31 protein-coding genes and 1 pseudogene are annotated in these 26205 nt (G+C 63.5%); 7 read left to right on the top strand and 25 right to left on the bottom strand.

Translation table 11 applies throughout. The annotated features are described in order from the left end of the window. Window positions 1-17: 17 nt before the first annotated feature. A complete protein-coding gene (earP, locus tag V0R59_RS13120; protein WP_330076494.1) occupies window positions 18-1136 on the bottom strand; it encodes an elongation factor P maturation arginine rhamnosyltransferase EarP in 1119 nt (372 codons plus the stop codon). A 126-nt stretch (window positions 1137-1262) separates the two neighbouring features. Between earP and V0R59_RS13115 the strand changes: the two genes are divergently transcribed. Both V0R59_RS13115 and V0R59_RS13110 read left to right on the top strand, forming a co-directional pair. Beyond that, window positions 1263-1703 (top strand): hypothetical protein, encoded by a 441-nt coding sequence (locus V0R59_RS13115; RefSeq protein WP_330076493.1) that lies wholly within the window; start codon window positions 1263-1265, stop codon window positions 1701-1703. 1 nt (window position 1704) lies between these two features. Beyond that, window positions 1705-2181: a GreA/GreB family elongation factor gene (locus V0R59_RS13110; RefSeq protein ID WP_330076515.1), complete on the top strand. Its 477-nt coding sequence runs from the start codon at window positions 1705-1707 to the stop codon at window positions 2179-2181. A 6-nt stretch (window positions 2182-2187) separates the two neighbouring features. Here V0R59_RS13110 and V0R59_RS13105 read toward each other — a convergent pair whose 3' ends face one another. Continuing rightward, window positions 2188-3114, bottom strand: a complete 927-nt coding sequence (locus V0R59_RS13105; protein ID WP_330076492.1) for a LysR family transcriptional regulator — start codon at window positions 3112-3114, stop codon at window positions 2188-2190. A 126-nt stretch (window positions 3115-3240) separates the two neighbouring features. Here V0R59_RS13105 and V0R59_RS13100 point away from each other — a divergent pair, with 126 nt between their 5' ends. Further along, a complete protein-coding gene (locus V0R59_RS13100; protein WP_330076491.1) occupies window positions 3241-3990 on the top strand; it encodes a 3-oxoacyl-ACP reductase family protein in 750 nt (249 codons plus the stop codon). 4 nt (window positions 3991-3994) lie between these two features. Here V0R59_RS13100 and V0R59_RS13095 read toward each other — a convergent pair whose 3' ends face one another. After that, window positions 3995-4873: a LysR family transcriptional regulator gene (locus tag V0R59_RS13095; protein WP_330076490.1), complete on the bottom strand. Its 879-nt coding sequence runs from the start codon at window positions 4871-4873 to the stop codon at window positions 3995-3997. A 103-nt stretch (window positions 4874-4976) separates the two neighbouring features. Here V0R59_RS13095 and V0R59_RS13090 point away from each other — a divergent pair, with 103 nt between their 5' ends. From V0R59_RS13090 to V0R59_RS13075, 4 genes are all read left to right on the top strand, one after another. Further along, window positions 4977-6164 (top strand): MFS transporter, encoded by a 1188-nt coding sequence (locus V0R59_RS13090; protein ID WP_330076489.1) that lies wholly within the window; start codon window positions 4977-4979, stop codon window positions 6162-6164. Between the two features lie 98 nt (window positions 6165-6262). Beyond that, window positions 6263-6646: a hypothetical protein gene (locus V0R59_RS13085; protein WP_330076488.1), complete on the top strand. Its 384-nt coding sequence runs from the start codon at window positions 6263-6265 to the stop codon at window positions 6644-6646. 241 nt (window positions 6647-6887) lie between these two features. Further along, complete coding sequence (locus V0R59_RS13080; protein WP_330076487.1) at window positions 6888-9053, top strand: TonB-dependent siderophore receptor; 2166 nt, start codon at window positions 6888-6890, stop codon at window positions 9051-9053. A gap of 413 nt (window positions 9054-9466) precedes the next feature. Continuing rightward, the gene (locus V0R59_RS13075) at window positions 9467-9994 is read left to right on the top strand and encodes a hypothetical protein (protein ID WP_330076486.1); all 528 of its coding nucleotides are present in this window, start codon (window positions 9467-9469) and stop codon (window positions 9992-9994) included. A gap of 105 nt (window positions 9995-10099) precedes the next feature. Here the strand turns inward: V0R59_RS13075 and V0R59_RS13070 are convergent, their stop codons facing one another. From V0R59_RS13070 to V0R59_RS12975, 22 genes and pseudogenes are all read right to left on the bottom strand, one after another. Next, complete coding sequence (locus V0R59_RS13070; RefSeq protein WP_330076485.1) at window positions 10100-10894, bottom strand: DNA adenine methylase; 795 nt, start codon at window positions 10892-10894, stop codon at window positions 10100-10102. A 152-nt stretch (window positions 10895-11046) separates the two neighbouring features. Then, complete coding sequence (locus V0R59_RS13065) at window positions 11047-11574, bottom strand: lysis system i-spanin subunit Rz (protein WP_330076484.1); 528 nt, start codon at window positions 11572-11574, stop codon at window positions 11047-11049. Beyond that, window positions 11571-12122, bottom strand: a complete 552-nt coding sequence (locus V0R59_RS13060; protein ID WP_330076483.1) for a glycoside hydrolase family 19 protein — start codon at window positions 12120-12122, stop codon at window positions 11571-11573. The genes V0R59_RS13065 and V0R59_RS13060 overlap by 4 nt, the downstream gene beginning before the upstream one ends. A gap of 48 nt (window positions 12123-12170) precedes the next feature. Beyond that, window positions 12171-12590 (bottom strand): tail fiber assembly protein, encoded by a 420-nt coding sequence (locus tag V0R59_RS13055; RefSeq protein ID WP_330076482.1) that lies wholly within the window; start codon window positions 12588-12590, stop codon window positions 12171-12173. 16 nt (window positions 12591-12606) lie between these two features. Continuing rightward, window positions 12607-13104 carry a gp53-like domain-containing protein gene (locus V0R59_RS32170; protein ID WP_446033243.1) on the bottom strand — a complete coding sequence of 166 codons (498 nt, stop codon included), beginning with the start codon at window positions 13102-13104 and terminating at the stop codon, window positions 12607-12609. 729 nt (window positions 13105-13833) lie between these two features. After that, window positions 13834-14112, bottom strand: a pseudogene (locus V0R59_RS13050) (hypothetical protein); the annotation flags it as partial. Beyond that, a complete protein-coding gene (locus tag V0R59_RS13045; protein WP_330076481.1) occupies window positions 14113-14718 on the bottom strand; it encodes a YmfQ family protein in 606 nt (201 codons plus the stop codon). Beyond that, on the bottom strand, window positions 14709-15749 hold the full coding sequence (locus V0R59_RS13040; RefSeq protein ID WP_330076480.1) for a baseplate J/gp47 family protein: 1041 nt from the start codon (window positions 15747-15749) through the stop codon (window positions 14709-14711). Before V0R59_RS13040 ends, V0R59_RS13045 begins: the two co-directional genes overlap by 10 nt. Beyond that, the gene (locus tag V0R59_RS13035) at window positions 15739-16134 is read right to left on the bottom strand and encodes a phage GP46 family protein (RefSeq protein WP_330076514.1); all 396 of its coding nucleotides are present in this window, start codon (window positions 16132-16134) and stop codon (window positions 15739-15741) included. The genes V0R59_RS13040 and V0R59_RS13035 overlap by 11 nt, the downstream gene beginning before the upstream one ends. A 7-nt stretch (window positions 16135-16141) precedes the next feature. After that, window positions 16142-16630: a phage baseplate assembly protein V gene (locus V0R59_RS13030; protein WP_330076479.1), complete on the bottom strand. Its 489-nt coding sequence runs from the start codon at window positions 16628-16630 to the stop codon at window positions 16142-16144. After that, a complete protein-coding gene (locus V0R59_RS13025) occupies window positions 16627-17736 on the bottom strand; it encodes a phage baseplate assembly protein (RefSeq protein WP_330076478.1) in 1110 nt (369 codons plus the stop codon). The genes V0R59_RS13030 and V0R59_RS13025 overlap by 4 nt, the downstream gene beginning before the upstream one ends. Window positions 17737-17740: 4 nt before the next feature. Then, the gene (locus V0R59_RS13020; RefSeq protein ID WP_330076477.1) at window positions 17741-19111 is read right to left on the bottom strand and encodes a DNA circularization protein; all 1371 of its coding nucleotides are present in this window, start codon (window positions 19109-19111) and stop codon (window positions 17741-17743) included. Beyond that, on the bottom strand, window positions 19108-21411 hold the full coding sequence (locus tag V0R59_RS13015; protein ID WP_330076476.1) for a phage tail tape measure protein: 2304 nt from the start codon (window positions 21409-21411) through the stop codon (window positions 19108-19110). Before V0R59_RS13015 ends, V0R59_RS13020 begins: the two co-directional genes overlap by 4 nt. A 122-nt stretch (window positions 21412-21533) precedes the next feature. Further along, the gene (locus tag V0R59_RS13010) at window positions 21534-21842 is read right to left on the bottom strand and encodes a phage tail assembly protein (RefSeq protein ID WP_330076475.1); all 309 of its coding nucleotides are present in this window, start codon (window positions 21840-21842) and stop codon (window positions 21534-21536) included. After that, window positions 21842-22189, bottom strand: a complete 348-nt coding sequence (locus tag V0R59_RS13005) for a phage tail tube protein (protein WP_330076474.1) — start codon at window positions 22187-22189, stop codon at window positions 21842-21844. Before V0R59_RS13005 ends, V0R59_RS13010 begins: the two co-directional genes overlap by 1 nt. 54 nt (window positions 22190-22243) lie before the next feature. Beyond that, window positions 22244-23740: a phage tail sheath subtilisin-like domain-containing protein gene (locus tag V0R59_RS13000; RefSeq protein ID WP_330076473.1), complete on the bottom strand. Its 1497-nt coding sequence runs from the start codon at window positions 23738-23740 to the stop codon at window positions 22244-22246. Next, entirely contained in the window at window positions 23737-23994 is a 258-nt protein-coding gene (locus V0R59_RS31925; RefSeq protein ID WP_375547401.1) for a DUF2635 domain-containing protein, read from the bottom strand. Before V0R59_RS31925 ends, V0R59_RS13000 begins: the two co-directional genes overlap by 4 nt. After that, a complete protein-coding gene (locus V0R59_RS12990; protein WP_330076472.1) occupies window positions 23991-24590 on the bottom strand; it encodes a phage tail terminator protein in 600 nt (199 codons plus the stop codon). Before V0R59_RS12990 ends, V0R59_RS31925 begins: the two co-directional genes overlap by 4 nt. Window positions 24591-24599: 9 nt before the next feature. Beyond that, window positions 24600-25034, bottom strand: a complete 435-nt coding sequence (locus V0R59_RS12985; RefSeq protein ID WP_330076471.1) for a hypothetical protein — start codon at window positions 25032-25034, stop codon at window positions 24600-24602. Further along, on the bottom strand, window positions 25012-25389 hold the full coding sequence (locus tag V0R59_RS31920) for a head-tail adaptor protein (protein ID WP_446033242.1): 378 nt from the start codon (window positions 25387-25389) through the stop codon (window positions 25012-25014). The genes V0R59_RS12985 and V0R59_RS31920 overlap by 23 nt, the downstream gene beginning before the upstream one ends. A 2-nt stretch (window positions 25390-25391) precedes the next feature. Then, window positions 25392-25943 carry a hypothetical protein gene (locus tag V0R59_RS12980; RefSeq protein WP_330076470.1) on the bottom strand — a complete coding sequence of 184 codons (552 nt, stop codon included), beginning with the start codon at window positions 25941-25943 and terminating at the stop codon, window positions 25392-25394. Window positions 25944-25945: 2 nt separating this feature from the next. Then, window positions 25946-26203 carry a hypothetical protein gene (locus tag V0R59_RS12975; protein ID WP_330076469.1) on the bottom strand — a complete coding sequence of 86 codons (258 nt, stop codon included), beginning with the start codon at window positions 26201-26203 and terminating at the stop codon, window positions 25946-25948. Window positions 26204-26205: the final 2 nt, after the last annotated feature.

Below are 26205 nucleotides of genomic sequence, written 5' to 3'. Positions count from 1 at the left end.
AAAATCGAGGCCGCGTATCATATCCAATTTCGGTAAAACTGTACCAGCGCCGTGGCAAGGTCCGGCCGAGCGGCCTGTTCCGCGCACCAGCGGCTGGCATGCACGGCCAGTTCGTCCCAGTGCGGCAGCAGCTGTTTCCACGCCTCGCCCATGTCGCGATCCATGTTCCAGGCCCGCCACAGTTCCACCAGCGCCGCCGCCGCATCGGGCTTCAGGCCCAGGGTGTAGCGTTCGAGGAAGGCTTCGAGTTTTTCCCAGTGGGCGTATTCCTCCTGCACATAGATGTGCCAGAGCAGCGGTTGGCCCGCCCATTGCGCGCGGACGAAGGAGTCCTCGCCACGCACCGCGTTGAAATCGCAGCTCCACAGCAACCGGTCGTAGTCGTCCTGGCGCACGAACGGCAGGATCTGCACGGTCAGCGCCCCACGTCGACGGATGTCGCCGGTAGCCAAAGCGTCCTCCCCCAGCCAGGCCCGGACATCCCCGAGAATCCGCCCCTCCGGCACCAGCAGGTGGCTGGGCCGGGCGTCCCCGGCCAGGGCATCCAGCCAGCTGGCCAGTCCGGAGTTTTCGTAGGCGAACAGCGACAGCAGGCGCGCGCCGGGCTGCACCTCGACGCCCAGGTCATGCAGGAAGGCTGTGCGATCAAAGGCTTCACGCCGCTCCAGCAACCCGGCTTCGCGCAACAGACCGCCGGTGCGCTCAGTGAATCCGGGGAAGAAGAACACCTTGCGCAGCCCGTTGGCCTGGGGCGACGGCAAGCCATGGCAGCCCTCGACCCAGTCCTCGGCACTGAGGTACTCAAGGTTCAGCCACAGGGCCGGGGCGGGTCGCTGGGCCATGGCCTCGACATATTCGGCGGGCAGTTGGCAACCGAAGGCACCGATGACCACGTCGGCCACTGCTGCCGGCGCCCAGTCGGCGTCCCAGCGGCACACCTCGACGCCCGCCTGCACCTGGCGCGGCGCCTGGGCGTCCGCTTCCGGGCAGATCCGCGCGAAGGCCTGCAACTCGTCGACCCACAGGCGCACGGCCAGGTCGTGCTCGGCCACCAGTTGCCGGGCCAGGCGCCAGGTCACCCCGATATCGCCGTAGTTGTCGACCACGCGGCAGAAAATGTCCCAGGTCGGTTTCATATCAGGCACCTCTTGCCCCCCCATCCAGATTAATCGCCGATTGTCCGGGTTATCGCCGGCCGACAAAAGTGCCGGCTGCGATCCATCGTGCGACAATCCCGCCCCTGTCCTGGCCAGGAGGTTGCCATGTCCTACCGAGCGCGTCGTCGCGAACTGAAGGTGTCCCCGAAAATGCTGCCGCTGATCGTCGGCGTCGCCCTGGGCCTGTGGCTCGGTTTCGTGGCCATCGGCCTGACCTTGTGGGGGGCGTGGCAATTCCTGCCGCAGGTGCGGGAACCGGTTACTGCAGTGCTCAGCCAGCCACTCGCACCGCCACCTTTGCCGGCAACCCCGCGCCAACCGCCGTCGGCGCGGATGCCGGGTGCGGCGGAACAGTCGCCGGAACAGAACCACATGTTCGAGCAATACCAGCAGGCGCTGCAGACCCAGCAGATCCAGGACGCAGAAGCGCGTGCCGAGGAAAACCTGCGCAACCTGTCCAGCCCGCGCTGCCAGTTCTGGCTGCAACAGAACCGCACCGCCCCGACCGAGAAAAGCCGGGCCAATGTCCTTGAGTTCTGCCGTTGAAATGAACAAGACCGACCTGCTGCACGCCATCATCGAACGCCTGGGCGTGGACCTGGATGTCCTCCAGCGCGCCGCGCAGACCGCCTACGAGGCGGCCACGGCCGAGGAGAACATCGCCGAGAACAAGTACGACACCCTCAGCCTGGAAGCTTCCTACCTGGCGACCGGCCAGGCCCGTCGCATGGAGGAGATCCGTCAGGCGCGGGCTGCCTATCTGCAATTGAGCCTGCGGGATTTCGATCCAGAGACCGGGGTTCAGCTGAGCAACCTGGTGCTACTGGAGGATGAGGCGGGGAATCGGCAGCGGGTGTTTCTCGGCCCGGAAGCGGCCGGGCTGAAGATTGGCGAGGGGGCGGATCTGGTGACGGTGATCACGCCCCGTTCGCCGCTGGGACAGCAGTTGCTGGGCAAGGCCGAGGGCGACGAGGTGGACCTCGGCGCAGGACGCCAGGTGCTTGAGGTGGTCACCGTCGAATGAGCCCCGTCAGGCCAACGCATCGAACTGCCGCTCCAACCCCTGCTCCCTGAACTGCTCAAGCACGAAATCCACGAACACCCGGGTCTTCCCCGGCAGCAACTTGTGCTGTGCGTAGTACAGGGCAATGTTCCCATCATCCACATACCAGTCCGGCAACACCCGCGACAGGCTCCCGCGCTGCAGGTACGGCACGGCGAACGGCATGCTCACCAGCGCCACGCCCAGGCCCTGCTCCGCCGCCGCACAGGCAGCCTCGGAGTCCGTCATGGTCATGCGCTGGCGCAAGGCCAGTGGCCGCTGCTCCCCGGACCGACTGGTCAGCGGCCAGGAGCGCACCCGTCCGGTCTGCGGTGAACGGATGAGGATCCCGTCCGCCTTCTCCAGATCCTCCGGCTGCCGCGGCGACCCGCAGCGTTCAAGGTAATCGGGCGAGGCCACCAGCACCCGATGCGCCGGCGCCAGCTTGCGCGCCACCACCCCCGGGGGCAGGTCGAAGCCGCCGCCGATGGCCGCATCGAAGCCCTGGGCAATCAGGTCGACCTGACGGTTATCGAAGTGCCAGTCCGGCGTGATCGCCGGAAAACGCCGCAGGAACTCGCCCAGCAGCGGCAGGATGTACAGGCGCCCGAACACCGTGCCCATGCTGACCTTGAGGGTCCCCGCCGGCTGCCCTTCGATACTGGCAAGGTTGGCCACGGCGTGCTGGATGGTCTGGAAGCTGTCGCGCACCTCGGTGAGGAAACACTGCCCCGCCTCGGTCAAGGTCAGGCTGCGGGTGCTGCGCTGGAACAGGCGCACGCCAAGCCGCGCCTCCCGGCCAGCGACATTCTTGCCCACCGCCGCCGGGGTCAGGCTCAGGCGCCGGGCAGCTTCGGCGAAGCTGCCGACTTCGGCGCTGCGCAAAAAGCACTCTATGCTGCTGAAGGTTTCCATTCCGGGATTCCAAACCAATGGTTTATTCAGACTATAGCGATTAGCGGATTATCAGGAAGCAATCGTCGCTCGATACTGGGCCCCATCCACAAGGCAATCGGCCTTGTCCTTTCAGGAGCATCAGCAATGTCGAATCAACAGAACCTCAGCGGCAAAGTGGCACTGGTCCAGGGCGGCTCGCGCGGTATCGGCGCGGCCATCGTCAAGCGCCTGGCCGAACAGGGCGCCGCCGTCGCCTTCACCTACGTCAGTTCCCAGGCCGGCGCCGAACAGTTGCAGAACGAAATCCGCCAGCACGGCGGCAAGGCCCTGGCCGTGAAGGCCGACAGCGCCGACGCCGCAGCGGTGCAGAAGGCCATCGAGTTGACCGTCGAGCACTTCGGCGGCCTGGATATCCTGGTCAACAATGCTGGCGTCCTGGCCCTTGGCGATATCGCCGAGTTCAGCCTGGACGACTTCGACCGCACCGTGGCGGTCAACGTGCGCAGCGTCTTCGTCGCCACCCAGGCCGCCGTACGCCACATGGGCCAGGGCGGGCGCATCATCAATATCGGCAGCACCAACGCCGAGCGCATGCCCTTCGCCGGCGGCGCCACCTACGCCATGAGCAAGTCGGCACTGGTCGGCCTGACCCGTGGCCTGGCCCGCGACCTCGGTCCGCGTGGGATCACCATCAACAATGTGCAACCCGGCCCGGTGGACACCGACATGAACCCGGCCAGCAGCGATTTCGCCGACAGCCTGATCGGCCTGATGGCGGTCGGTCGCTACGGTCATGTCGAGGAAATCGCCAGCTTCGTCGCCTACCTGGCCGGCCCGGAAGCCGCCTACATCACCGGCGCCAGCCTGACCATCGACGGCGGCTTCGCCGCCTGATGGCCTACCGCGCCGCCAGATGTTTCTCCAGCAACTGGATGAAAGCACTGGCGGCGGGGGTCGGTTTCTTCGACCAGATGGCGTACAGGTGCCGCACCGGTGCATCGCTCACCGGGCGTACCGCAACCCGCTCGAAACCGCCGGCGATGCGTTCCGCCACCAGGCCGAGGGCCAGGCCGCGCTGGACGAACTTCTCGATCAGGCGGGTGGTCCCCACCTCGAACTGCACCCGATGCCGCAAGCCGGCGGCAGCGAAGGCCTCGTCGGTCTGGCGCCGCGCCCCGGTACCGGCCTGGAAGTCCACCAGCGGCTGCTCTTCCAGGTCCGCCAGTGCCAAGCGCTTGTGGATAACCAGCGAATGCTCCGGCGGCAACACAGCCATCAGTTCCTCCTTGGCCAGCAGGCGCCACTCGACACCGTCCAGCGATTCGCCCGGCCAGACACCGATGAACGCCACGTCCAGGCGCCGCTCGCGGACATCGCCGATCATCGTTTCGCTCTTGCCCTGCAACCAGCGGATATCCACCTGCGGATACTGGTGATGGAAGCCGGCCAGCAGGTCGACCAGGTCCAGCTCCGTCAACGAGCTGATTTCGCCAATGGACAACCGCCCGCGCAACTCGCCACAGGCCGCCGCGACTTCGTCGGCGATGCGCCGTGCCGCCTCCAGCGCGGTGCGGGCGCTGGGCACGAAGGCCTCGCCCGCCGCCGTCAGGCGCACCCAGCGTGAACTGCGCTCGAACAATTGCGCGCCAAGCTGTTCTTCCAATCGGGCGATCTGATGGCTGAGCGCCGACTGCACCACGTGACAACGCTCGGCGGCACGGGTGAAGCTGCCGGTCTCGGCGACGGCCAAGGCGTACTCGATCTGCTTGAGGTTCATTTATCCATCTTGTTTCGAGATTGATTGAATGAAAACGATGCGTTGGCGTCATCCTAGTGCATTTTCCATACTGCCCGCCTCACCCCATTGAACGGAGACGGCCATGACCGCCACGCCTCCCCTGAGCCGCGCCCTGATCCTGCTGATGGCCACCGCCGTCGGCCTGGCGGTGGCCAGCAACTACTATGCGCAGCCCCTGCTGCACAGCATCGCCGAACACTTCGGCCTGACCACCGCCAGCGCCGGCTGCATCGTCATCGCCGCGCAACTGAGCTACGGCGCCGGCCTGCTGTTGCTGGCGCCGCTGGGCGATCTGTTCGAGCAACGCCGGCTGATCGTCAGCATGATTGCCATCGCTACCCTGGGCCTGCTGATCAGCGCCTTCGCCCCGAGCCTGCCGTGGCTGTTGCTGGGCACCACGCTGACCGGCCTGTTCTCGGTGGTGGCCCAGGTGCTGGTACCGATGGCCGCCGGCCTCAGCGATCCTGCCGAACGCGGGCGGGTGGTCGGCACGCTGATGGGCGGGCTGCTGCTGGGCATCCTGCTGGCCCGCACCGCCGCCGGCTTCATGGCCACGCTGGGTGACTGGCGCAGCATCTACCTGCTCGCCGCCGGCCTGATGGCCCTCAGCGCCCTCGCCCTGCTGCGCGCCCTGCCGCAGCGGCGGCAACATGCCGGGCTGGCCTATCCGGCGCTGATCGGTTCGGTGTTCCGGTTGTTCGCCGAGGAACCGCTGCTGCGCCTGCGCTCATTACTCGGGGCCTTTTCCTTCTGCCTGTTCGCCTTGTTCTGGACGCCCCTGGCATTCCTGCTGAAGGCCGAACCCTACAACTATTCCGACGGCGTGATCGGCCTGTTCGGCCTGGCCGGTGCCGCCGGTGCGCTGGCGGCGAACTGGGGCGGGCGCCTGGCCGACCGCGGCAAGGGTGCCCAGGGCACCACTTTCGGCCTGCTGGCGCAGATGCTCTCGTGGATTCCCCTGGCCTTCGCCCCTACTTCACTGGCGGCCTTGCTGATCGGCGTACTGCTGCTCGACCTGGCGGTACAACTGGTCCATGTCAGCAACCAGAACGCCGTTATCGCCCTGCGCCCGGAAGCACGCAACCGCCTCAACGCCGGCTATATCACCTGCTACTTCATCGGCGGCGCGACAGGCTCGCTGCTCGGCACGCAGTTGTTCCAGCACTGGGGCTGGAACGCCATCGTCCTTGCCGGCCTGGGCCTTGGCGCGGTTGCCTTGCTGATCTGGTGGCTGGCAGGAAGAAAGGTGATGGAAGTCAGAACCGTCTGACAGACGCCCTACCCTCCGTCGCCTGGCGATTGACTTGGGGGTATCCGGAGCGCTCAGTAGGGATTGGTCAAAAAGCCCTCTCAACCTGGATAACCCCTATGACAAGACTCACCGTTCAGTCCGGCGATTTCTTGCAAGGTGAAGGCGAGTACCGCAATGGATCGCTCACACTCAAGACCGCCACCAGCCCCTCACCGGGCGAAAAGATTGCTCTCTCCCGCATCAAGGACATGAAAGTCGCCAACCAGGAAACCAGCCGCAACTTCAGCAGCGCTCTCGGCTGGGGCATGGCCGGCTGCCTCATGGCTGGCCCGCTGGGTTTGCTCGCCGGCCTCTGGCTCGGCAGCAAGGACGAGGAAATCACCTTCCTCGCCACCTTCAAGGATGGCCGCAAGCTGCTTGCGGTGACCGACGGCAAGACCTGGTCGAAGCTGGACGGCAACTGGCGCCGCCGCACCCAGCAGCAGCCTGCCAAGACCTGAATTTCCGCACCACCCGCTCGTTCCTTCAAATACGAATACATTGCAATTGGGGGCACCGCAACGCGGTCGCCCCTGCTAAGATTGCGCCCGCGCTCCGGCGCCAACTGGCGCAATGCCAGTAGCCTTTCGCACTTGCGCGCCCTTTTTGCGCCTTACTGTCGCCGTACCGGGCTTTCAGCTTCGGAGTAGCTGCCGACCCATAACGGCGCGCCCGCTGCGGGCCCTCAAGGAGTTTTGCCGCATGTCCCTGCAACGCCCCCGCCTGCCCCTCAGCCTGCTCACGGTCGGCCTGGCCCTGAGCGCCCCGCATGCTTTTGCCGAAAGCAGCGTCACCCTGGCCCCGGTCACGGTCTCCGACAGCTGGAGCGATGGCTACCAGCCGCGCCAGGCCCAGGTCGCCGGCTTCGGTTCCGCGCCGCTGCTGGACACGCCGGCCTCGGTCGCGGTGTTCACCGAACAGCTGCTGCAGGACCGCCAGGTGCGCCTGCTCAGCGAAGTGCTGCAGAGCGACGCCTCGGTGGGTGAGTCCTATGCGCCGATCGGCTACTACGAGAACTTCAACGTACGCGGCTTCAGCCTCGATGCGGCGCACAGCTACAAGATCAACGGCCAGACCATCACCGGCGAGCAGAACGTGGCGCTGGAGAACAAGCAGCAGGTGGAGTTGCTCAAGGGCCTCTCCGGGCTGCAGAGCGGCGTGTCCGAGCCCGGCGGGCTGATCAACTATGTGACCAAGCGGCCGGAAGACGTGCGTTCGGTTACCGTCTCCGGCAGTGCCGAGGGTGAGCGCTACATCGCCACCGATCTCGGCGGCTGGTTCGGCAGCGAGCGCCAGTTCGGCCTGCGCGCCAACCTGGCCCATGAGGATATCCGCAGCTACGTCGATCACGCCGACGGCAAGCGCGACTTCGCCTCCCTCGCCTTCGACTGGCAGATGAGCCCGGATGCCCTGCTGCAACTGGATCTCGAGTACCAGACCCGCGAGCAGTACTCGGTGCCGGGCTATCAACTGCTCGGCGGCACCGCCCTGCCCCACGGCATCGATCCGAAGGACCGCCTGGCATGGCAGGACTGGGCGAAGCCGGTGAAGTCGGATTCGCTGAACCTGGGCGGGCGCTTCGAGTATCGCTTCAACGAGGCGTGGACCGGGGCGCTGAGTGCGTCGCGCAGTCGGGTGGTGATCGATGACTACAGTTCGTTTGCGTGGGGGTGCTACTACACGAGCGATTGCCCTGGCCTGGGCAACACCTTCAGCCCCAACGGCGATTACGACATCTATGACTTCCGCAGCCCTGATGACACCCGGCGCACCGATGAAGCACAGGCGACCTTGAACGGACGCTTCGATGCACTGGGTGTCAGCCATGAACTGACCGTCGGCACCAGCGCGCAGCGCCGTACTCTGGACCAGCGCCCGATGTTCAACGAGATCACCAGCCTGATTTCGGAGCAACCGAACATCTATCAGGACACCCCCGCAGTCCTGCCGTCCGACAAAACGCCCGGCCACACCGAACGCCGCCTCGACAGCCGCCAGTACGGCCTGTTCTTCAGCGACCGGATCAGCTTCACCGAGCAATGGCAAAGCGTGATCGGCGCTCGTATGGTGCGCTTGGATGAGGAAGCGTTCGACCCGAACGGCGACTCACTGCGCCACACCCGCCAATACGAACTGCTGCCCAACGCCGCGTTGATCTACAAACCGCGGCCTGACATCTCCGTTTACACCAGCTACAGCAAGGGCCTGTCTGCCGGCGGCGTCGCCCCTTGGTTCGCCGCCAACAACCAGGACATCCTCGCCCCTACCACCTCGCACCAGATCGAACTGGGCATCAAGCGCGACTGGCAGCGCATGAGCTTCAGCGCCGCGCTGTTCCAGTTGCGCCAGGCTTACCAGTACGCGCAGCCGGATGGAGCCGGACACTTCAACTACATCCAGCAAGGCCAACAGAAAAACATCGGCCTGGAGCTCGGTGCCAGCGGCTGGGTGACCTCGGACCTGCAGATCAACGCCAGCGCCGCTGCGATCCGCGCCCGGGTCGAGGACAGCGGCACCGACGCCTACGACGATCACCAGGCCCTCAACGTCCCGCGCCTGCGCGCGGCGTTGCAGGCCGACTACAGCATCCCGGGCATTCCCGGCCTGGCCCTGCTCGGCGGGATGCGCTACAGCGCGAGCAAGTACGCCAACCAGGAAGGTACGGTGGAGGTCGGTGGCTACACCGTGTTCGACGTGGGCAGCCGCTATCGCACGCGGATCGCCGGGTATGACACGGTGCTGCGGCTGACCGTGGACAACGTCTTCGACAAGCGCTACTGGCGGGATGTGGGGGATTACCTGGGAGACAACTATCTGTTCCAGGGTGCGCCGCGGACGGCACGGGTGTCAGCTTCGTTCAGCTTCTGATCGTTCTGCATGAGCGCTCTCACGGGGACCAGGTACCCCGTGAGAGCCAGCGGTGCCAGTGAGGAGGCCCGGAATGCAAAAAGCCCCCGGAAACTCATCGTTTCCAGGGGCTTTTCGTTGTATCGAAAGTGGCGGTGAAGAAGGGATTCGAACCCGCCCACCTTCCGCAGCAGACCGCCACAGGCCCGATTTTTCTAAGCTCCCCGGCATCAGGCGGGGCGTGTGACGGCCTAATCCGGCCTCATTTTTGCCCTAAAAGTGTCCTAGGATGTGCGCTGTTCGCTCCCGAGGTAGATGTAGACCTACCTGAGCCTTCTTCCCGCCTCAAGGTAGGCTATCTCATCTCTCGACGGACCAACAGAATATGAGATAGCCTGATACCCAGCTGCCTATGTCAAGCTAGGACGACAAACATGAATGTACCTCACAAAGTCACCCCAGCAGTCACCTCAGAAGTCTTTCTGATCCTCAAACAGAAAAAAGAGAGAAAGGAATCGCAACATCAAAGTGCAGAGTACAGAAAGAAAGATACTCTTGAGAAGATAGAAAAACTATACATAGAAACTCAAAGCTGGTTCCATCGCCTGCATGACGTGGGCGTCAAGCATCAACTTCTAACTCAACTCACAACTATTGATTTCGGAGTTGGAGCGGAAGAAATTGAATTCCAAACACAAGCATTCTCCCTTGAGGATATTGGAAACATTCTAGTCCTCACCCCGTATTATTGCGACGATACTCAAAGGCCTTTACAGTTCAACGCTATACTTCCAAATTCAGAGTACGTAAATTTAATATTCTGGCCACACCCTCATAAGCTAAAACTAAATGCAACATGGTACATTTTCGAAAACGGGTCCGATAGCCTTGCTGAGGCTTCCTACAAAGAGTTCAATGAAGAACTTGTTATGACGCTTCTGAAAGAGAGGATCAGCGAGTGAGTTGTCGCCAAGGACAATTCTCCCAACTGAATATGCCGAATAACTCCTACTTGCAGCCCTTGCCGAGAGCCACCTGACGAAGGTGGCCGACAAGGGCCTATGTCACTAAAATAGCTGACCTAGTTGAGACGGTTTCCAGTTCATGATCACAAGTTCACCAGTGACCTCAGCTTTGCACTGTCGCTGGTTCGTGTTTGTGTAGCGAATATCTAGGCACTCAAAGTGGAAGCCATCGAAGGCACGGCGGATGTCCGGATGGTCGTTGATGCTGACCATCACCTTACCCTTGCACCGGCGCATGAAGTCGGCCATGCGCTCGTACTCCTCGAACGGGAAGTCCACACCGTAGCCGGCGGTCTGCCAGTACGGCGGATCCATGTAGAAGAAGGTGTGCGGTCGATCGTAGCGCTCGGCACAGGCGAGCCAGGGTAGGTTCTCCACGTAGGTGCCGGCGAGGCGCTGCCACGCGGCGGACAGATTCTCCTCGATGCGCAACAGGTTGATCGCAGGCCCCGTGGTGGCAGTACCGAACGTCTGCCCGGTGACTTTGCCGCCGAATGCGTGCTGCTGCAGGTAGAAGAATCGGGCTGCACGCTGAATATCAGTCAGGGTCTCGGGGCGGATCATCTTCTGCCACTCGAAGATCTGGCGGGAGCTGAGCGCCCACTTGAACTGGCGGACGAACTCCTCCAGATGGTTCTGCACAACGCGGTAGAGGGTGACCAGGTCACCGTTGAGGTCGTTCAGCACCTCCACCGGGGCGGGCTGTGGACGCATGAAGTACAACGCGGCACCGCCGGCGAAGACCTCGACATAGCATTCATGAGGGGGAAAGAGAGGGATCAAGCGGTCGGCCAGGCGGCGTTTGCCACCCATCCAGGGGATGATTGGAGAGGTCATAGATATGCAAGTCTTTACTGTATGGATAAACAGGTGTTAGGCTCGCCGCGCTTTGTGCACAAGGCAGGGGCTGCGGCTGGACTTGCAGGAAGGGTCTGCGGGTTCAGCGGGCCGGGCTGGATGTTGACGCATCCAACCGGCTCGCCTCTTTATCACTTGATGACTTCACGCACGTAGGTCTGACAGGCCCGCAGGGCGATCAGTCCTCGATCGCCGTCGTCGGTGATTCCGATAATTCGTTGAGCATGCGCTGGGTCAAGTTGGGCACGAATGGTTCCATGAACCACGCCGCCGGCATCGGGGGTGGCTGACACCCCACCGCAACCAGCTGAGGCGGCTGAGGCGGCTGAATTGGCGATGAGGACTGACAGCCGCAAATCAGAAGTAGCAAGGCGATCGCGAAGGCGAGCCTGGGCTTGTTGGGCATCGGTGAGTTCCTGGTGGTGGTTTTTCTCAGCGGCCTGCAGGCGGGACTCCAAAGCACTGCGTTTGGCCTGCTCAGCGTTGTTCCAGTTGATAACTGCGAGTCCCGCTGCCAGGCGCTCGTCCTGGAACAGGCCAGCTTGCTCGGCGAGCTGCCGCCGATACTCGTTGGCCTGCCACTTCCAGGCAGCACCGCCACCCAGGCCGAGCCCGAGCAGCAGCGCAACAGCGGGCAAGCGCAAGTCCAGCAGGCTCACTGAAGCACCGCCAACGCCCGCTCATAGAGCTTCTGACGATCCTCCTGGCCATTCGCCCCGCCATTGATCTTCTGGGTGATCTGAAGGAAGTCTCCCCGATCCGCCAGGCCGTTTAGCCCTCTTGTCTGCCAGAACCAGGCCGCCGACAGCGCCGCGTAGACAGGGTGCTCCAGCAACTCCGGAGTACCGAGCAGCCGACCATCACTGAACAGCGCTTCGCTGCAGGCGTTGTAGTTGAACCTGCCGGTGATCTGGATCAGCCCGCGACCGCGAAATTTCTGGCCATCACCATCGGCCTCGGGCGTGTTGCCCAGGCGCTGGGCAAGCTTGCCGGTGTCGTATTTCTTCAGGTAATCATCGCTACCCAGCTCCCGAACATAGCGGAGCTGCCCGGACTCGTGGCCGATCTGGGCAATGAAGGCCGCGATGCGCAGCCGAGTGATGATCCCGTACTTGCCCATTGCGGCGTTGAGGGCAGGAACAAAAACGCCGGCTTGCTTGCCGGCGCTCGGTAAGATCTGCAGCAGTTGCTTTTCAGTGATAGGCATTTTAATTCTCGAATAGCAGGCAAGAAAAAGCCCCGACGGTGCGAGGCTTCATTGGGTTTGATCAGCGATCCAGGGCGGCGGAACCGGGCGCTGATCAGTTGCGGGGAAATCCTCAGCCTCGGGCCAATTGCGCAGCGCTTGCATGTAGCCCAGCAGCTGCTCGAACTGATCGTTGCCAAGAGTCGTAGCCAGGCGCATATCAAGCTCGTCGCGATGTCGATCACGCTGCCACGCCACACGTGACAGCTCAGCATCACGCCAAGCCCGTTCGATGGCCTCGATGTCGATGCTGGCATCAATCAGGATCAACACTCCCGCCTGATCGACCTCAAGCCGCTTCCCGCCAGACAGCCCGATCAGAAAATCATGATGTTGAACATCGCTGATTTGAATTGCATCAGATGGTATTGCCTTCTTGTGAATGACGGGACAGTAAAAACCGCCGGTCGAAGGTGAGTAATATTTCATCGCAACCACTCCATTATTAATAACCGATTGAGAACCATGGGATATTTGGCTGCCCAGTTGAACCAGCGGCGCTCACCGTAAAGTAGGTATTAGTGCCATAAGCAACGCCAAGCGAACTCGTACTTGTTGTGCTGCCGCTAGAAAAACTATTCCCCACGACAGTAATGAAATGACCGCGCGGTAGTGCAAGCGGGTACGTAATTGTTACCGTCTGGCCTGCACCGATTTGCAGTCCAGTACCCCACTGGAAAATGATGCCGCCAGCCCAAGTAGGCAAACGAAGATAGCCATTGCCGGTAAGTAGGGCGCCGAAGCCATTACGTAGAGTCTTGGGCGTAACAAACGCCAGGGCATCGACGCCGGCATCCACAGCAAGTTGCGACGCCACACGCGCAATACCCACAACATCCTCAGCAGCCTGACGTACTTTTGCACCGATGGCCTGCCAGACCCGAAGCACGCTCACAGGCTTATTGTTGTCGGCCCCCGCCTCAGCCTCGGATTGGGACGCCATCGTGACACCGTGTGCGGCGAGCGAAGTCGGCAAGTTTGTAAGCGCCCCGAACGGCACGCTATGAAGCCCTGAGCCATTCCCCGTTAACACATCGGTAAATCTCGCCGGCCCCCAGACTTCAACGCCGTCGCCGCCAACGCGAAAACCATAACCGTTGGCCCACGGGGTCGGACCGAGCGCCATGTACGCCCGCGTAAACCCTGAACTGGAACCACCGAAGAATCCGATCCCGCCCTGCGCAACATCCGTGTCAGTGATCGCCATCAGCCCGTTCGCGTAAGACTCCGTTGGCCCGCCCCGCAAAAAGATGCTGCGCCCCGAGTTCATGTACAAGGGCCCCGTAAGTTCCCCTCCTTCTTTCGAAAGCGCGTCAGTAATGCCATAGCCGCCAAGCGTAGTCGGACGCCCGTTGACCGACTTCCACAAAACATTGCTAAGTTTCGAGCCGTCAGCCTCAATCCCTTGGTCAAACTTTACCGGACCAGAAATCTCTACTCCAGATTGGTTAATGCGAACTCCATAGCCATTAGCCCAAGGGGTCGGGCCGAGCGCCATGTAAGCCCGCGTAAAGCCAGCGCTGACACCGCCGTAGAAGCCCATACCGCCTTGCGCAACATCCGTGTCAGTGATAGCCATCAGGCCGCTCGCATAAGACTCCGTTGGCCCGCCACGCAAGAAAATGCTGCGCCCGGAGTTCATGTACAAGGGGCCCGTAAGTTCGCCGCCCTGTTTCGAAAGTGCATCAGTAATGCCGTAACCACCCAGCGTGGTTGGCTTGTTGTACATCACCGTGAAGTCCACAAGCCGCCGGACAGCCGCCAGCAACTGGTCGTTCTGGCCCTCGGCCGGCGCCAACTGGGCAGCGCGAATCACAGCCAGAATTTCATCAGTGACGGCATTCCCCCAGGCCGCCGGGATAAGTGAACCCGGCACCCCGGTCACGGTGTTTTCATCGACAAATCGACCGTTCACCAGGCCGACGTTGGGTACGTTCTTTGGGTAATCCATCTACGTGTTCTCGCCATACTTAATGAATTCAACGGTGTGTGCCGGCGCGCTTCGCTGTATCGCGCACTCCAGGGCAGCGCTGGCACTGCTGCCGAATCGCTCGCCCCAGTAGCTGACGCCAAAGCGCCGCCCGACACGGCGACGCGGGCCGGTCTCAAGCGTCCACATGAACTGCGCCGACCATGTGCCAAAACGGGCGCTGCCGAACCGGCTTCGGCCAAACCGGGGGGCTCGATGCTCAATCACCCGCGCCTCGGGGTAGCCCAGGGCGATCGCGATGTCGACGAAGTAAGCCGGGGTTGCGCCACCGGTTTCAGTGAGCCGGCGCCGGACCGCAAGCTGGCGGTCTTCGAACTTCGGGGAATCTCCCATGCACGGATCTGGCAGCCCCATCACACGCTCCCAATCGGGTACAAGCTCGCGCACGGTCAGCGGGTCTGCCTCGGACAGCAGGTCGGCCGCTCGGGCGTCCTCGCTCGCGAGCAGTTCCGCTGCAGCATGCAGGGGCCCAGCAAGCTCGGGGTTCATTTCAAGATCCCAGGCCGGGCCGGGGGGGAGTAGCGCTACCAGTTGGGCCAGGTAGTCGGCTGCTGTTCTTATAGCCACAGCACCCCCCCATAGGTCAGCAGCTCGTTTTTCTGAGCCGCCACGTCGCCGATCGGGGCGTGAATCTTATGATCACGTTCACCGGTCGCGCCGCTAATCGCCTCGCTGATGTGTGTTCCCAGCAGCACGCCACCGAGTTCGGATTCACGGTTGTGCAGGTCGACCAGCGAAGCCTCTACCGCCCGCCGGACGGCGCTGCTGTCAGGCGTGACCGAAAGCTGGTACTGCACCGGCTTCTCTTGCGGCGGCAGCACGTAGACTTCCGCCGTAACCGGGCGCTCCTGCTCGATGTACGCCTTCACACTCGCCAACGCGTCGACACCTGGGATGATGTCGATATCGTTGTCCCGCACGAAGAAAAGCCCGACAGTCCCGGGACCGACCCAGTGCCGCACCAGCCACGCACGTGTGACACCGGCCACCTCGGTGGCCCAGGTCACATAGTCACTCTTGCTTCCTCCGTGGGCGATCACCCGATATGAGCGAATTACCCGGCCCCGGAGCGTTTCAATGCTTTCCTGCTCGGTGCCGCCCTGCAGGCCAGGTGCTGCCACGGTAAAGACGCTGTTCACTCCCAGGACCGGCGACACAAGGCGAAGCGCTGTTCCGGCCTCGGTATTGCCCAGCGGGCCGGTGTCAACCGCCTCGACCCTCGCTGTGCCCTCAGCCGCAGCCAATTGCGCCGTGGCCGCCACACGAAAGCGCACGCCATCGTCACGCTGCAGCAGCGTGCCGGCATCGAGCAGCGCCGAGACGGCACCGGTGAAGGTCACATGCCCCGTTGCGGCCACCGCCGCCAGGCGATCCCGTTTGAGCCGCGCACGGGCCATCCGGCGCAGCGTGTCTTCATCTGCGGTGTCCGGCAGGATCTGGTCAGCGATGTACTTTTGGTGCCCGTAGCGCGCGAAGCTGGCCGCGCCATGCACCCGGGCCAGCACTTCGGCGTCAGAACGCAGCAGGCTGCTGGAACCCGCCAGATCACTTTGGGCGCGAGCGATTAGGGCGGGCAAGGTAGGGGTTTCAAACGGCATGGATCACCTGCCAGAGATTGTCGAGTTGCACATCGATCGCGGTGCCGTCCCGCATGGAAAGCACCACAACCAGGTCAAGGCGGTTGACTCCCCGGGCGGCCGTTACGGTAACGGCGCTGACCCGGCCGTCGTCGAGCATCCAGGCCAGCGCCTCGCGGGCGAAAGCGATAGCGTCGCGCTCGGTCTCCGCCGTCAGCGAGCGCCGGCGTAACTGCCACAGGCGCGAGCCGATGCGGTCATCTGCGAGGCTGGGGAAGCTGTCGCCCCACCAGCCGTAACGTTGGGCGTCATCGAGCACGTCGCCGGCATCAGCCCGGCGCCACGACAGCAGGCTGATCACTGCCGCCCTTCGCCAGGCGCTTTCGCCCAGTTCATCAGTCAGCATGGCCATGTCAGCTCCCCGGTACCGGCTTCTTGTCGGAGCCTTCGTGAACGTGTTGCGACGTGCTGACCCCGGCGGCCACAACGTCGCCAGCGGCCTCAATGCGGCCCGTGGTGCGGATCAGCGGGGTATCGAAGTTCACACCGGCGTCGGCCTTCACGTTGAGGGTCAGCGTCTCGATGGCGACTTCCCGGCCGCGCTTGAAGTGCAGGAAATCCCCCTCGTCGGTGTACAACGCGACTTCGCCAGTCTTGAGCGCCTGCAGGCGGAAGCGGCGGTCAGAAATGCAGAGCACAACGCCATGGGAGCGGTCGCCGTTAATGAAGGCCGTCAGGCCCTCGGCGCCGGGATGGGGATTGGAGGTGAGGCCGTAGGGCTCGAAGTGCTCCATATCGTCTTTCACTTCGTCGGCCGTCAGTTGCATCTGTACCGACTGCATCTTGCTGCCGGCGCCGACCAGGGCGAGCACGCCCCGTACAAGGAAATTGCTCGGCTTCATTCTGGCTTCCAGTCTGCTGGGATCAAATATTCGAAGTTGTCCGCCTTGCCGCCCTTCTTGAGCTTGCGCGACTTGTGCGGGTCTTTCGGCTCCGGCTCGAAGGCCTCCGGCGGGCCGAGGGTCATGTTCGCCACGGTGCCGTTGTCATCGAGGCTGTACTCGATTTCGCTGATCAGCATGTCGCGCTCGAAACCGATCAGCGGATCGACGACTGCCACGATCATGTTGGCAAGCCACAGCGCGCCGTTCGATTGCCGCCAGCCCTGCACCTTGTAGCGAACGGTCAGCGCTTTGCCGATGCGGTTGCCGCGCTCCCAATTCGCCCTGGCCTCGGCCAGCGCCGGGGTCAGCTGGCCGCTTTCATGGATCTGCAACACACGCTTTCGCGCGGCCCGAGGGTCGGTTGCGGTAGCCTTGACCTCGGACGCCGCCGTTCCGAACTCGTTGTTCGTGCCGGAACGTTGGCCGGTGACCCGGTACTCGGAGAACACGCCGGAAAAATCCAGATCCGCCGAGGCGGTCAGGATGTTCTGGCCCAGCTCCAGGCGATCCACCGCACGCCCGGCGCTGCCCGCCTTCGCGATCACCAGCCGACCACGGGCATCATCCGTGGACAGCAGCCGCGAGAGCGTCAGCAGCCGGTCGATCGACTCGAACACGGTTTCCCCGGGTTCGATGCTGTGATCTGTCACCTGCGTTGTGTCCGGGGTCTGCGTGACCACCGCCACGTTGTAGGGCTCGGCCAGCGCTTCGACGATCTGGTAGACGCTCTGTCCCCGCCACTGCCCTGGCTTGTTGATTGCCGAGCAATCGACGAGATCCGACGTCAGAGAGCGGCCGCTGACAGAGCGGTTCACCGACCGTGCGTCATAGCTGATCGGCGTGCTGTAGATCCAGCCGGTCAGCACCAGGTCGCCGCCGATGCGTACCTCGCAATGGTCACCCTGGCGCACCGGAATCTCGGTGTCCTGGCCGGGCCAGCGCCAAGTCACGTCGAGCTTGAAATCTCGACTCTGTCGCTCGATGCCGGCACTGATGCTGACTTTCTTCCAGCCGCGATAATCCAGGCCGTTCACGGTGAGCGTGACGGCATTCGATGGGTCCATAGGGTTATTCCTGGGCGATGGTCAACTCACCGACGGGCAGAAAGCCGGGGTGATTCACCTTGTTACGCGTAACGATTTCAGCGGACCGCGAGGCGTCGCCGTAGCACTGGTATGCGAGCACCACCGCCGGCAAGCTTTCGTGCGTCGTCACCTGGGTGAGCCGTACTCCCGCTCGCGCGACCTCGGTCAGGTGCCCGCGCAGCGCCTTACGCACCACCTCCAGCACCTCGAAATGCTGATGAGGTACGTTCTGAGCGGCTTCCCAGAGCATGGCGTTGAGGGTGTCGCGGATGGCCACCACGTCGGCCGTGACTGGTACTTCCGGTCGCTCAACCGGCGCGGCGACTTGCTGCTGCAGCGTCGGCGTACCCGGCAAGCCTGCCGGCGCCTTGACCGCAGGCATGGTCGCCGCAACCCTCACGGCATAGACGATCAGCACGTCGCGCACCAGCTCACGCGCCGCCTGGGCCACGGTAGCCGTGGCCAGCCCACCAGGAGCATTGGTCGCCGCTCGATCGGCAGCCAGCGCCGCGACAAGTACCTGGGCGGCTTCAACCTTCCCGGCAATATCGCGGCCCGCCGGGACAAAGCCGGCAAACTCAGGCTCCACCGCCGGCACCCCGGCAACCGTCCTTGCGAACTCAGGGTCCGCTTCCAGCTCCGACGCGGCACTGCTCGACGTTGCCCCCCAGCTGTAGCCCGAGGATCGGTTGTGGCCTGTGAAGTCGGCAAACTGCGCCCGGAACATCGCCGCGAAGTTGCCCGGCGAGTTGATCAGCATGTCGGCCAGGGCCTCCACCGAACTGACCAGTCCTGTCAACTGAGCGAACTCCTGATAGATCGCCTGCTGGATGCCGGCAATCGCGTTTTGCAGCGCGAGCACCGACACACGAACACGGTTGACCACGGCCATGGCAGCCTTGTATCGCCGAATAGCTGACTGCAGGAGGTTTTCCGACGACTCTTCCAGCTGCCTCGCCGTATTCGGCACGCCAGCCGGAAAGCCCTTCTCGCCCTCTTCGATGAACGTCAGTTCAAAGCGGACCACCCCGCCCTCACGGCGCTCGTGTGTCACGTCGCAGTCGCCCGCCGTGACGATCATCCGCCCGAACCAAGGGTGTATCAGCTCCCCCGGGCCGGGCTTGTCGAGCGCGTTCAGCAGGTCGTCGCGCTTGACGAGACAGTCATCACCGACCACAAACGCGGTCAGCCTGCTGGTCCGCGTGACCCGGCCCATGTCCTCCACCAGCGGTTTGTCACGCTGGGGGTATTCATGCAACTGGGTACGCCGGCCGACCGGCATGCTGTCGCTATCCACATGGAACGGCACCCCGCGAAACGACGCAGGGTGCAACTGGTCGCGCCATGTCGTCATGCCCCACCTCCGCCTAGCGACCGGTAGCCGACCTGCGGGGTTACCGACAGACCAGGCTGGTTGGTCTGCGGCTGGTCAACCCGCATGCCTGCCGGTGCATTCTCGAAACGAACGAGCATCGAGCCCTCCAGCTTGGTTTTGTTGACTGTCGCCTGCTCGACCAGCGAACCCCGGGACGCGGGCAGGCTCTTCTCCCCTTGCGTTTGTGGCGCGACCAGTCCGGCGCCTGGGTAGCGCACCTTGTTCGCGGTCGACGCCGGCAGCAGGAATGGATCTTTTGCGTCAGGGTCACGCGGGTCATATGACACCGAAGGCAGGGGTGCCGGCGCCGCTTTCGGCGCAGCGGCCACCGCTGGCATGCTGGCTACCGGCGGGAGCGGCTGCTGGGTGGGCGGCACTGGCGCCGCCGGAACAACCGACAGAAGCGGCCCATTCGCAGCTTGGGGCACCGGAACCCGCAACAAACTGGCCGCACTGGTGGCCTGGGGCATCAGCTGCGGCGCGTCAACGACAGGTCGCACCAGAGCCCCCGGGACCGGCTGACCGGCGGCGTTGCGCGCCTGTTGCTCCTCGGTCCACGCCTTGACCTTGTTCGTCGCCGCCGAAATCACACCTGCGCCGTCGGCACCACCTTCGGACTCGAAGCCCAGGAACTTCATCATCGGCTCGATGATCGGCCGCAGCTTGTCCCACAGTCCCTTGAAGTACGCCGTTAGTGGCTCCCAGTGCTTGACCACCTGGCCGAGCGGGGTCCATTCGAACGCCGACTTGAGGAAGTCGAAGAACGGCACCGACAGCGCTTTGATCAGTTCCCAGGTCGCGCCGAAGAACTCGGTCAGCGGCCCCCAGTTGGCGATCAACTGGCCGAGCGGCGTCCACGACAACGCAGTCTTGATCCAGCCCCAGACCCGCATGGCCGGGGCCTCGATCATGGCCCAGACCCTCTGGAAGTAAGGCCCGATCGTTGACCAGTTGGCGATCACCAGGCCGGCGGCGATGGCGATGCCGCGCACCACAAGGCCAATTGGGCTCATGCTCGCGACACCGTTCATCAGCGTCAGCATGGCCGTTGCACCTGCAGCAGCCAGGCGCAACACGGTGAAACCAACGGCGGCACCGAGAATGCCCTTGATCAGGCCAGGGTGGGCCACAGCCAGGCTGGTCACCTGGGAGACCAGCGGCCCGACCATGTCGAGGAAATCATTGAACGGCGGCAGCAGCATCGAGCCGACCGAGATCCCCAAGCGGGTGACCTTGTTCTGCAGGAGCTGCACCGCGTTCTGGGTCGTCGCCGCGCGAGCCTCATACTCGCCCGTCATCGAGCCGGCGTACTTGCCGTCCTTGCCCACCGCCTTGAAGTTGGTCTGCAGCGTGCCAAGGCTGGTCAGCAGCGGCGCAATGGCCCCCACCGACTCCTTGCCGAACAACTGGGTCAGAACCGCCGCCTGCTTCGCCTTGTCGACCTTGGCCAGCGTCTGCAGGATCTTGTTGATCGTGCCTTCGCTGTCTGTCTGCATGCCCTTCGCAATCTCGTTGGTATCCAGGCGCAGCGACTTGAAGGCCTCCTTCTGCGACTTGGTGGCCGCCGTACCGGCGGTCAGGGTCAGCATAAAGTTTTTGATGCCCGTCGCCGCCACGTCCTGGGCAATACCCACGCCGGCCAACGTCGAGCCCATTGCCGCAAGCTGTGCAGCATTGACGCCGGCCACCTCGCCCAGCGGGCCGATCGCGGTGATGATCTCGGAAATCTGCCCGGTGCTGGCCGCGCCGGTATTGCCCAGGTAGTTGATCTGGTCGGCCAGCGTGACCACTTCATCCTGGTTCATTTTGAAGGCGGTGCGCCACTTCGCCATCATCTGCCCGGATTGCTCGGCGGTCTGGTCGAAGGCCACACCCATTTTCACGGCGTCTTCGGCGAAGCGATTCAGTTCTTCCCGGGCAATGCCGGACTGACCACCAGCTGCGACGATCTGCGCGATGCCCTCGGCCGTCATGGGCAGACGCTCGGACAGGCCCAGCACGTCATCGCTCATGGCCTTGAACTGCGCCGGGGTCTCGAAGTTCACCACCTTCTTCACGTCCGCCATGGCGCTTTCGAAGCCCATGGCAGCCTTGACGCCCATCACGAACGGGGCCGCTATGGCTCCACCCTGCAGGGCCTCACCGAAGGTGATTTTCCCGAGCCCAGAATTGTTCAGCTGCTTTCGCAGGATTGCCGCATTCTTTCGTACTCCCTGCAGCACCGGCGATAGCTTGTCCACGCCGGTGATCAGGGCCTTGAGCTGGAAGCGATCAGCCATTTATGCCCCCTTGGTCAGGTCGTTGATCCGCCAGGCGTTTTCCTCACTCTCGAACAGCTCGTCGAGCGGCAGGTTCTGGATCTCGACTGGGCTGGCCTTCCAGAACCAGGCGAGGTCATACGTCAGCTCGACGATTTCTCGGATTCCTTCGAATCGCTCGGCAGGAAAAAACCGACGATCAGCCAGGCCAACTGGTTGAGGTCCCGCAGGTCCAACTGGTTAACCGAGGTAGGAGGAATCTTTGCGCACACGGCGATGTACTTCGCCGCTGCTTCGAGTTCTGCCACCGGATAGCCATCGGCGCCGATGGTGTAAGGCAGCACTTTGATTGCGCGGCATTCCTGCACCGTGGGACGGCGCAGCTCCAGCTCCTTGACTTCCTCGCCATGGGCTTGAATCGGGGCGCTCAGCTTATGGTTTACGGTGCTCATTACTGCCAGTCTCCTGCGATGCCTTCGAATTTGAGCGAGACCTTGGCGTCATCGCCGGTCACTTTGGTTTCGTCCACCAGAAACGCGCCGGACAGCACGTAGACAGAGCCGTCCGCGAACTCCGCAGTGACGGTCATGTTGGTCCCAGCCGCCAGCTTGGCGCGCGGGTAATTGGGGGTTTTTACGGCGTCGACGCTGACGTAGGGGATCAGGTCTTCTTCCTTGTAAAACCCTGGCACGATGCTTTCGCGCTTCACGTCCATCAGCGGGGCTTCAACGCCGCCGGTGATGGTGAGCTGGTCGCCATCGACCTTGATGTAGCAAGTGCCCGCGACTTTCTGACCCATGGGGGCCTCCCATAAAAAAGCCCGCACAAGGCGGGCCGGAGTAGATGAACTGCGTTACGCCGCGTCGGCGTACTGCAGGCGGAACTGGTAGAGCAGTGCGAACACGCGCAGCTGGTTGACCAGGTCCGGCGGGAACAGCACGTTGAGGCGGTTCGGGTTGTTCGGGTCGCGTTCAACGATCAGGTTTTGCTTGAACAGCTCTGTGTTCTCGACAATGCCGTCACGCTCCAGGGCTCCGTAGGCCGCCACCAGCTCGCCACGGATCACCTTGGGCGTGACGATCGCTTGCCCGGCGCCGAAGCGGGTGCCGTCGTTGGCGAGCTTGTGACGGGCGTACTTGCTGGTGATGATCGAGCGCAGGTAGCGGATCACGTGCGCCGACTGGTGCAGCGTCTCGCTGTCGAGGTACGAATCGTCCGGCTGGTCGTAGGCGTTGCGCTGGTAGGTCGTCACCGCCCGTTCGATACGGTAGCTACCGCCGCTGTAACTGGCGGTGGCCACGCCGCTGGTGAGCAGCGATTGCCGCTCGTTCAGTAGGAATCGATCGCTGGCATCAGCAGGGCTGATCCCGACCAGCACGCCCGTCTGGGTTGGCCGAGCCGGGTCCGCGCTGATGAATGCCGCCGTGCGCGCCATCCAGGCCGCTGCCACCTCCCAGGCTGGCTGGGGCACGCCGGCTTCGAAGCCGTGCACGGTGACGTGCGGATCGTTGCGCAGGCGCCCGGCGGCGACGTGCTGGCCCAGCGTCCCGCGCCGCGCGGAATAGACGTGGCCGTAAATCTGCTTGGCCCAGGACCAGCGCCCGGCGCTGTCGTCCATGGTGTCCTTCCAGGCGTCGAGCGTGGTCGGATCGGTCCAGGGCTGGGCGATGAATTCGAACTCTTCATCACCCAGCGCCGCCAGTGCTGCAGCCATGTCCGGGGTGCCGGCGCCGGCAGTCATTGGAGCGACGACCGCCGTCAGGCCCGCCGGGATAACTTCGCCGTTGACGCGGCCCAGGCGGTTGAGTTGCAGCCGAATGTCATTCCCCAGTTCGCCCTTGAACTTGGCCTTGAGCGTGACCACACCGGACGCCGCCGTGGCGGTCACGGGCAGCGTCACCGCTGCGTTTACCGCCGCTGCCAGCCCGGCGGCTACTGCCGACGCATCGGCGCCGACAACAACTGCCGTCTGCACCCGGGCGCCGGCGACGTAGAGACTGAGCAGTCCAGACGCCGAGGCCGCGCCCGTTACGGTAACGGTGCCTGCCGCAACAGCGCCGGTGCTGACCTTGAGCGGCAAGCACCAGACCTCACCGGCCACGTCCATCGCACGCACACGAGCGTGCATCGCGGCGAGCATCGAGCCGTCACCAGCGATGGTACGGGCCTGGCTAGTCTGCGACACCAGGGTCAGGCGCCCAACCTCGGGGCCGGTCACGTCGTCGTTGACCTGGCCGACCAGCAGCCGGCGCAGCGTCGAAGTGCCGCTGTTGGCCATCGAGTTGTCGACTTCCGCGTAGAACAGCGGGACACGGATATCACTGGGGATGTTGCTGAAACTTACGCTCATGCCTTCGGCCTCCGGGCTGGCTTAGGTGTGGGGGCCGGCGCCGGATCTGCCGGGGCGTCGGCGGCAGGGGCCGGATCTGCCTGGGCTTCGTCAGCCGTGGCGGGGTCTTCTTTCAAGGCGTCCCCATCGTTGATGCGGCGCTGCCAGTAGGCATTGAGGGTTACAGGCGCGCCTTTGTCGGGCAGCAGCTCGCCGCCCTTCTCCGGCATCGGGCACGCGCGCCCCGGGGCCGGCCACAGGTGGACAGTGGTCACTGGGGTAGATCCTCTTTGGTTTGGAATTCGACACGGCCGTCAGGGCCTGCCGGGGAAAGGTTCTTGTCGACCAGGGGATCGATGAAGTCATAGCGGCTGTCGACCCCCTCCAGCGCTGGCAAACCGGCCAAGACCATTTCTTGCCAGGTCTGCGGTTTGCCCTCGCCGTCCCACTCAAGCCGACCCAACTTGAAGTCGGCATAGAAGCGGTAGCGATAGACCATGCGGCCACGCTCAAGCAGCAGCAACTGGCCCCCGTCATACAGCAGCGGGCCCGATTCATCATCGGGCTCGAAGCCGACCAAGGCGCGCCACACCTGCGCACGAACGCCGTGCAGGACGTCGACGACAGACTGCCCCCGCTCGTCATCGGTGGGCAGCACGACGCAGACATCGATCGCGTCGCGAACGTCTTGGGTGATCACGTTCTGCGCTGGGGGTTCGTCAGCCGAGTCGCCGACGGCGATCACGTAGGCCGCTGGGGGCTTCATCTTCGCGCTGTCTTTGGTGGGATCCCAATCCAGGCCGCCGGCCACGCGTCCCTCGAAGCCGGTCGCATACGTGCGTAACTGCTCGATCACAGGGGTGATTTTCATAAAGGGCTCTCAGTTGAGCAGCGCGGCGGCAAAAGCCTGCTGCAAGATGCGTTGCACTTCGTCCCGGCTGTCGACCAGGGCGTCGGTCATATAGTTGTCGCGAGGCGTGATCCGCCATCCGGGACCTGTCTTGCGGCGTACGCCGTAGTGCAGGTACGCCGGATAGAACGCCTTCATGCTCGCGCTTTTGCTCGGCGCTACCCGGACGAGGAAGCCCGAGCGCGACAACTTGAAGCCAATTGAGTCGGTTGTGGCTCCGGTGCGGTTGATCGGGTAGCCATCCCGTCCACCACCGAGCGCCAGGTTCATCTGGGCCCGCCCGGTGATCAGCTGGCCGATCTTTCGCATCCCTGCGCGGATCTTTCGCTTGTTAAAGACATCGCGTTCGAACTGGTCGAAACCCTCGACGTGCAGGTAGCCGTCAATCGAAACTGAGTTCGCCATGTGGCTGCCCTCCTTCTCGATTCGCCGGTCCTAACTCCTCGACCTCGATCACCGACCAGACCCGGCGCCCACCCAGATCGGTAGGCCGTATCACGCGATACACGCGGCCACGCCCAACAAACTCGCAGTCGGCGTCCAAGTCAGGAATGAAGCGGCAGTAAAGGCGATGGGTAGTAGTCGTTTGGGTCTGCTGGACACTGGCGTAGGTCGCCGTGCCAAGCGGCTCGACTTTGACCCAACGCCCACAGAGTGGTGTGAACTCAGGTTCCAGGCCAGGACCAGCCGTTTTGTCAGACCGCCTTCTGACGGCCATGCGATGCGTTAGCTCGCCAGATTCAGGTGCTCGTATCGCCATAGCTAGAACCTCGGCGGAACGGTGATATCAGCCAGCAGGTGGTCGACAAAACTACTCGGGACTTCGGCCAAGGACTGCCCGACGATCAATTGGCCGCGATGGGTGAAAGCCGTTTCAGCAGCCATCAGCAACCAACTCAGAACCCCGGGGTGAGCCTCCACATCCACGCCGGCACGGTAGCGAATCCTCAGCCGGCCAGCTGGCCGGCCTCCCGGGAACTCCAGGTAGCTTTCCTTGCCACCCGGTATCAGCTCCACAGCGCCAGAAAACGGTACCGGCGAACCGGCATCACCCAGGACGTGGATGGACTCAATGGCGACCACCTGGCCAACATCCAGCGAATGCCCCGACGGATAACCCGCCGGCCAGTCTTCCTCATAGATCGCTTCACGAATCGCCGCCCCCGTTTTCGACTCTCCCTGAGCAGTCACGCCCGGAATGATGATGTGGTCGATCAGCTCGGTCTGGAGGTCTTCAGGCTCCGCCCTACATTGAAAGGCCACTTGGTCAAGCGTCAGCACGGGCGCCCCCGTGTAGGCGATGCGGCGCGCCACGATCAGGGCTTGCCTTCATCGTCTTCCGCACCATCCGAGTCCGGATCCGGTACCGGTGGCTCCGTCGACGGGCCGGGCTGGGTGGCGGCCGGGGCCGGCTTGCCCTTACCGCTACCAGACTTGCCTCCTTTCTTGCCTTCGCGCAGCTCAGCACGGCCACCATCGATCAGCGACTGCGCGACGTCTTCCTCGAACCCGGCCACCTCGCCCCTGCTGTAACCGCGCCAGGAACCGGTGAACACAACAATTACCTTTGCCATAA

Source organism: Pseudomonas ulcerans, from assembly GCF_036324125.1.
GTDB classification, from domain to species: domain Bacteria; phylum Pseudomonadota; class Gammaproteobacteria; order Pseudomonadales; family Pseudomonadaceae; genus Aquipseudomonas; species Aquipseudomonas ulcerans.
Note: the sequence above shows the minus strand (reverse complement) of the source record. Positions and strands in the feature narration are given on the sequence as shown.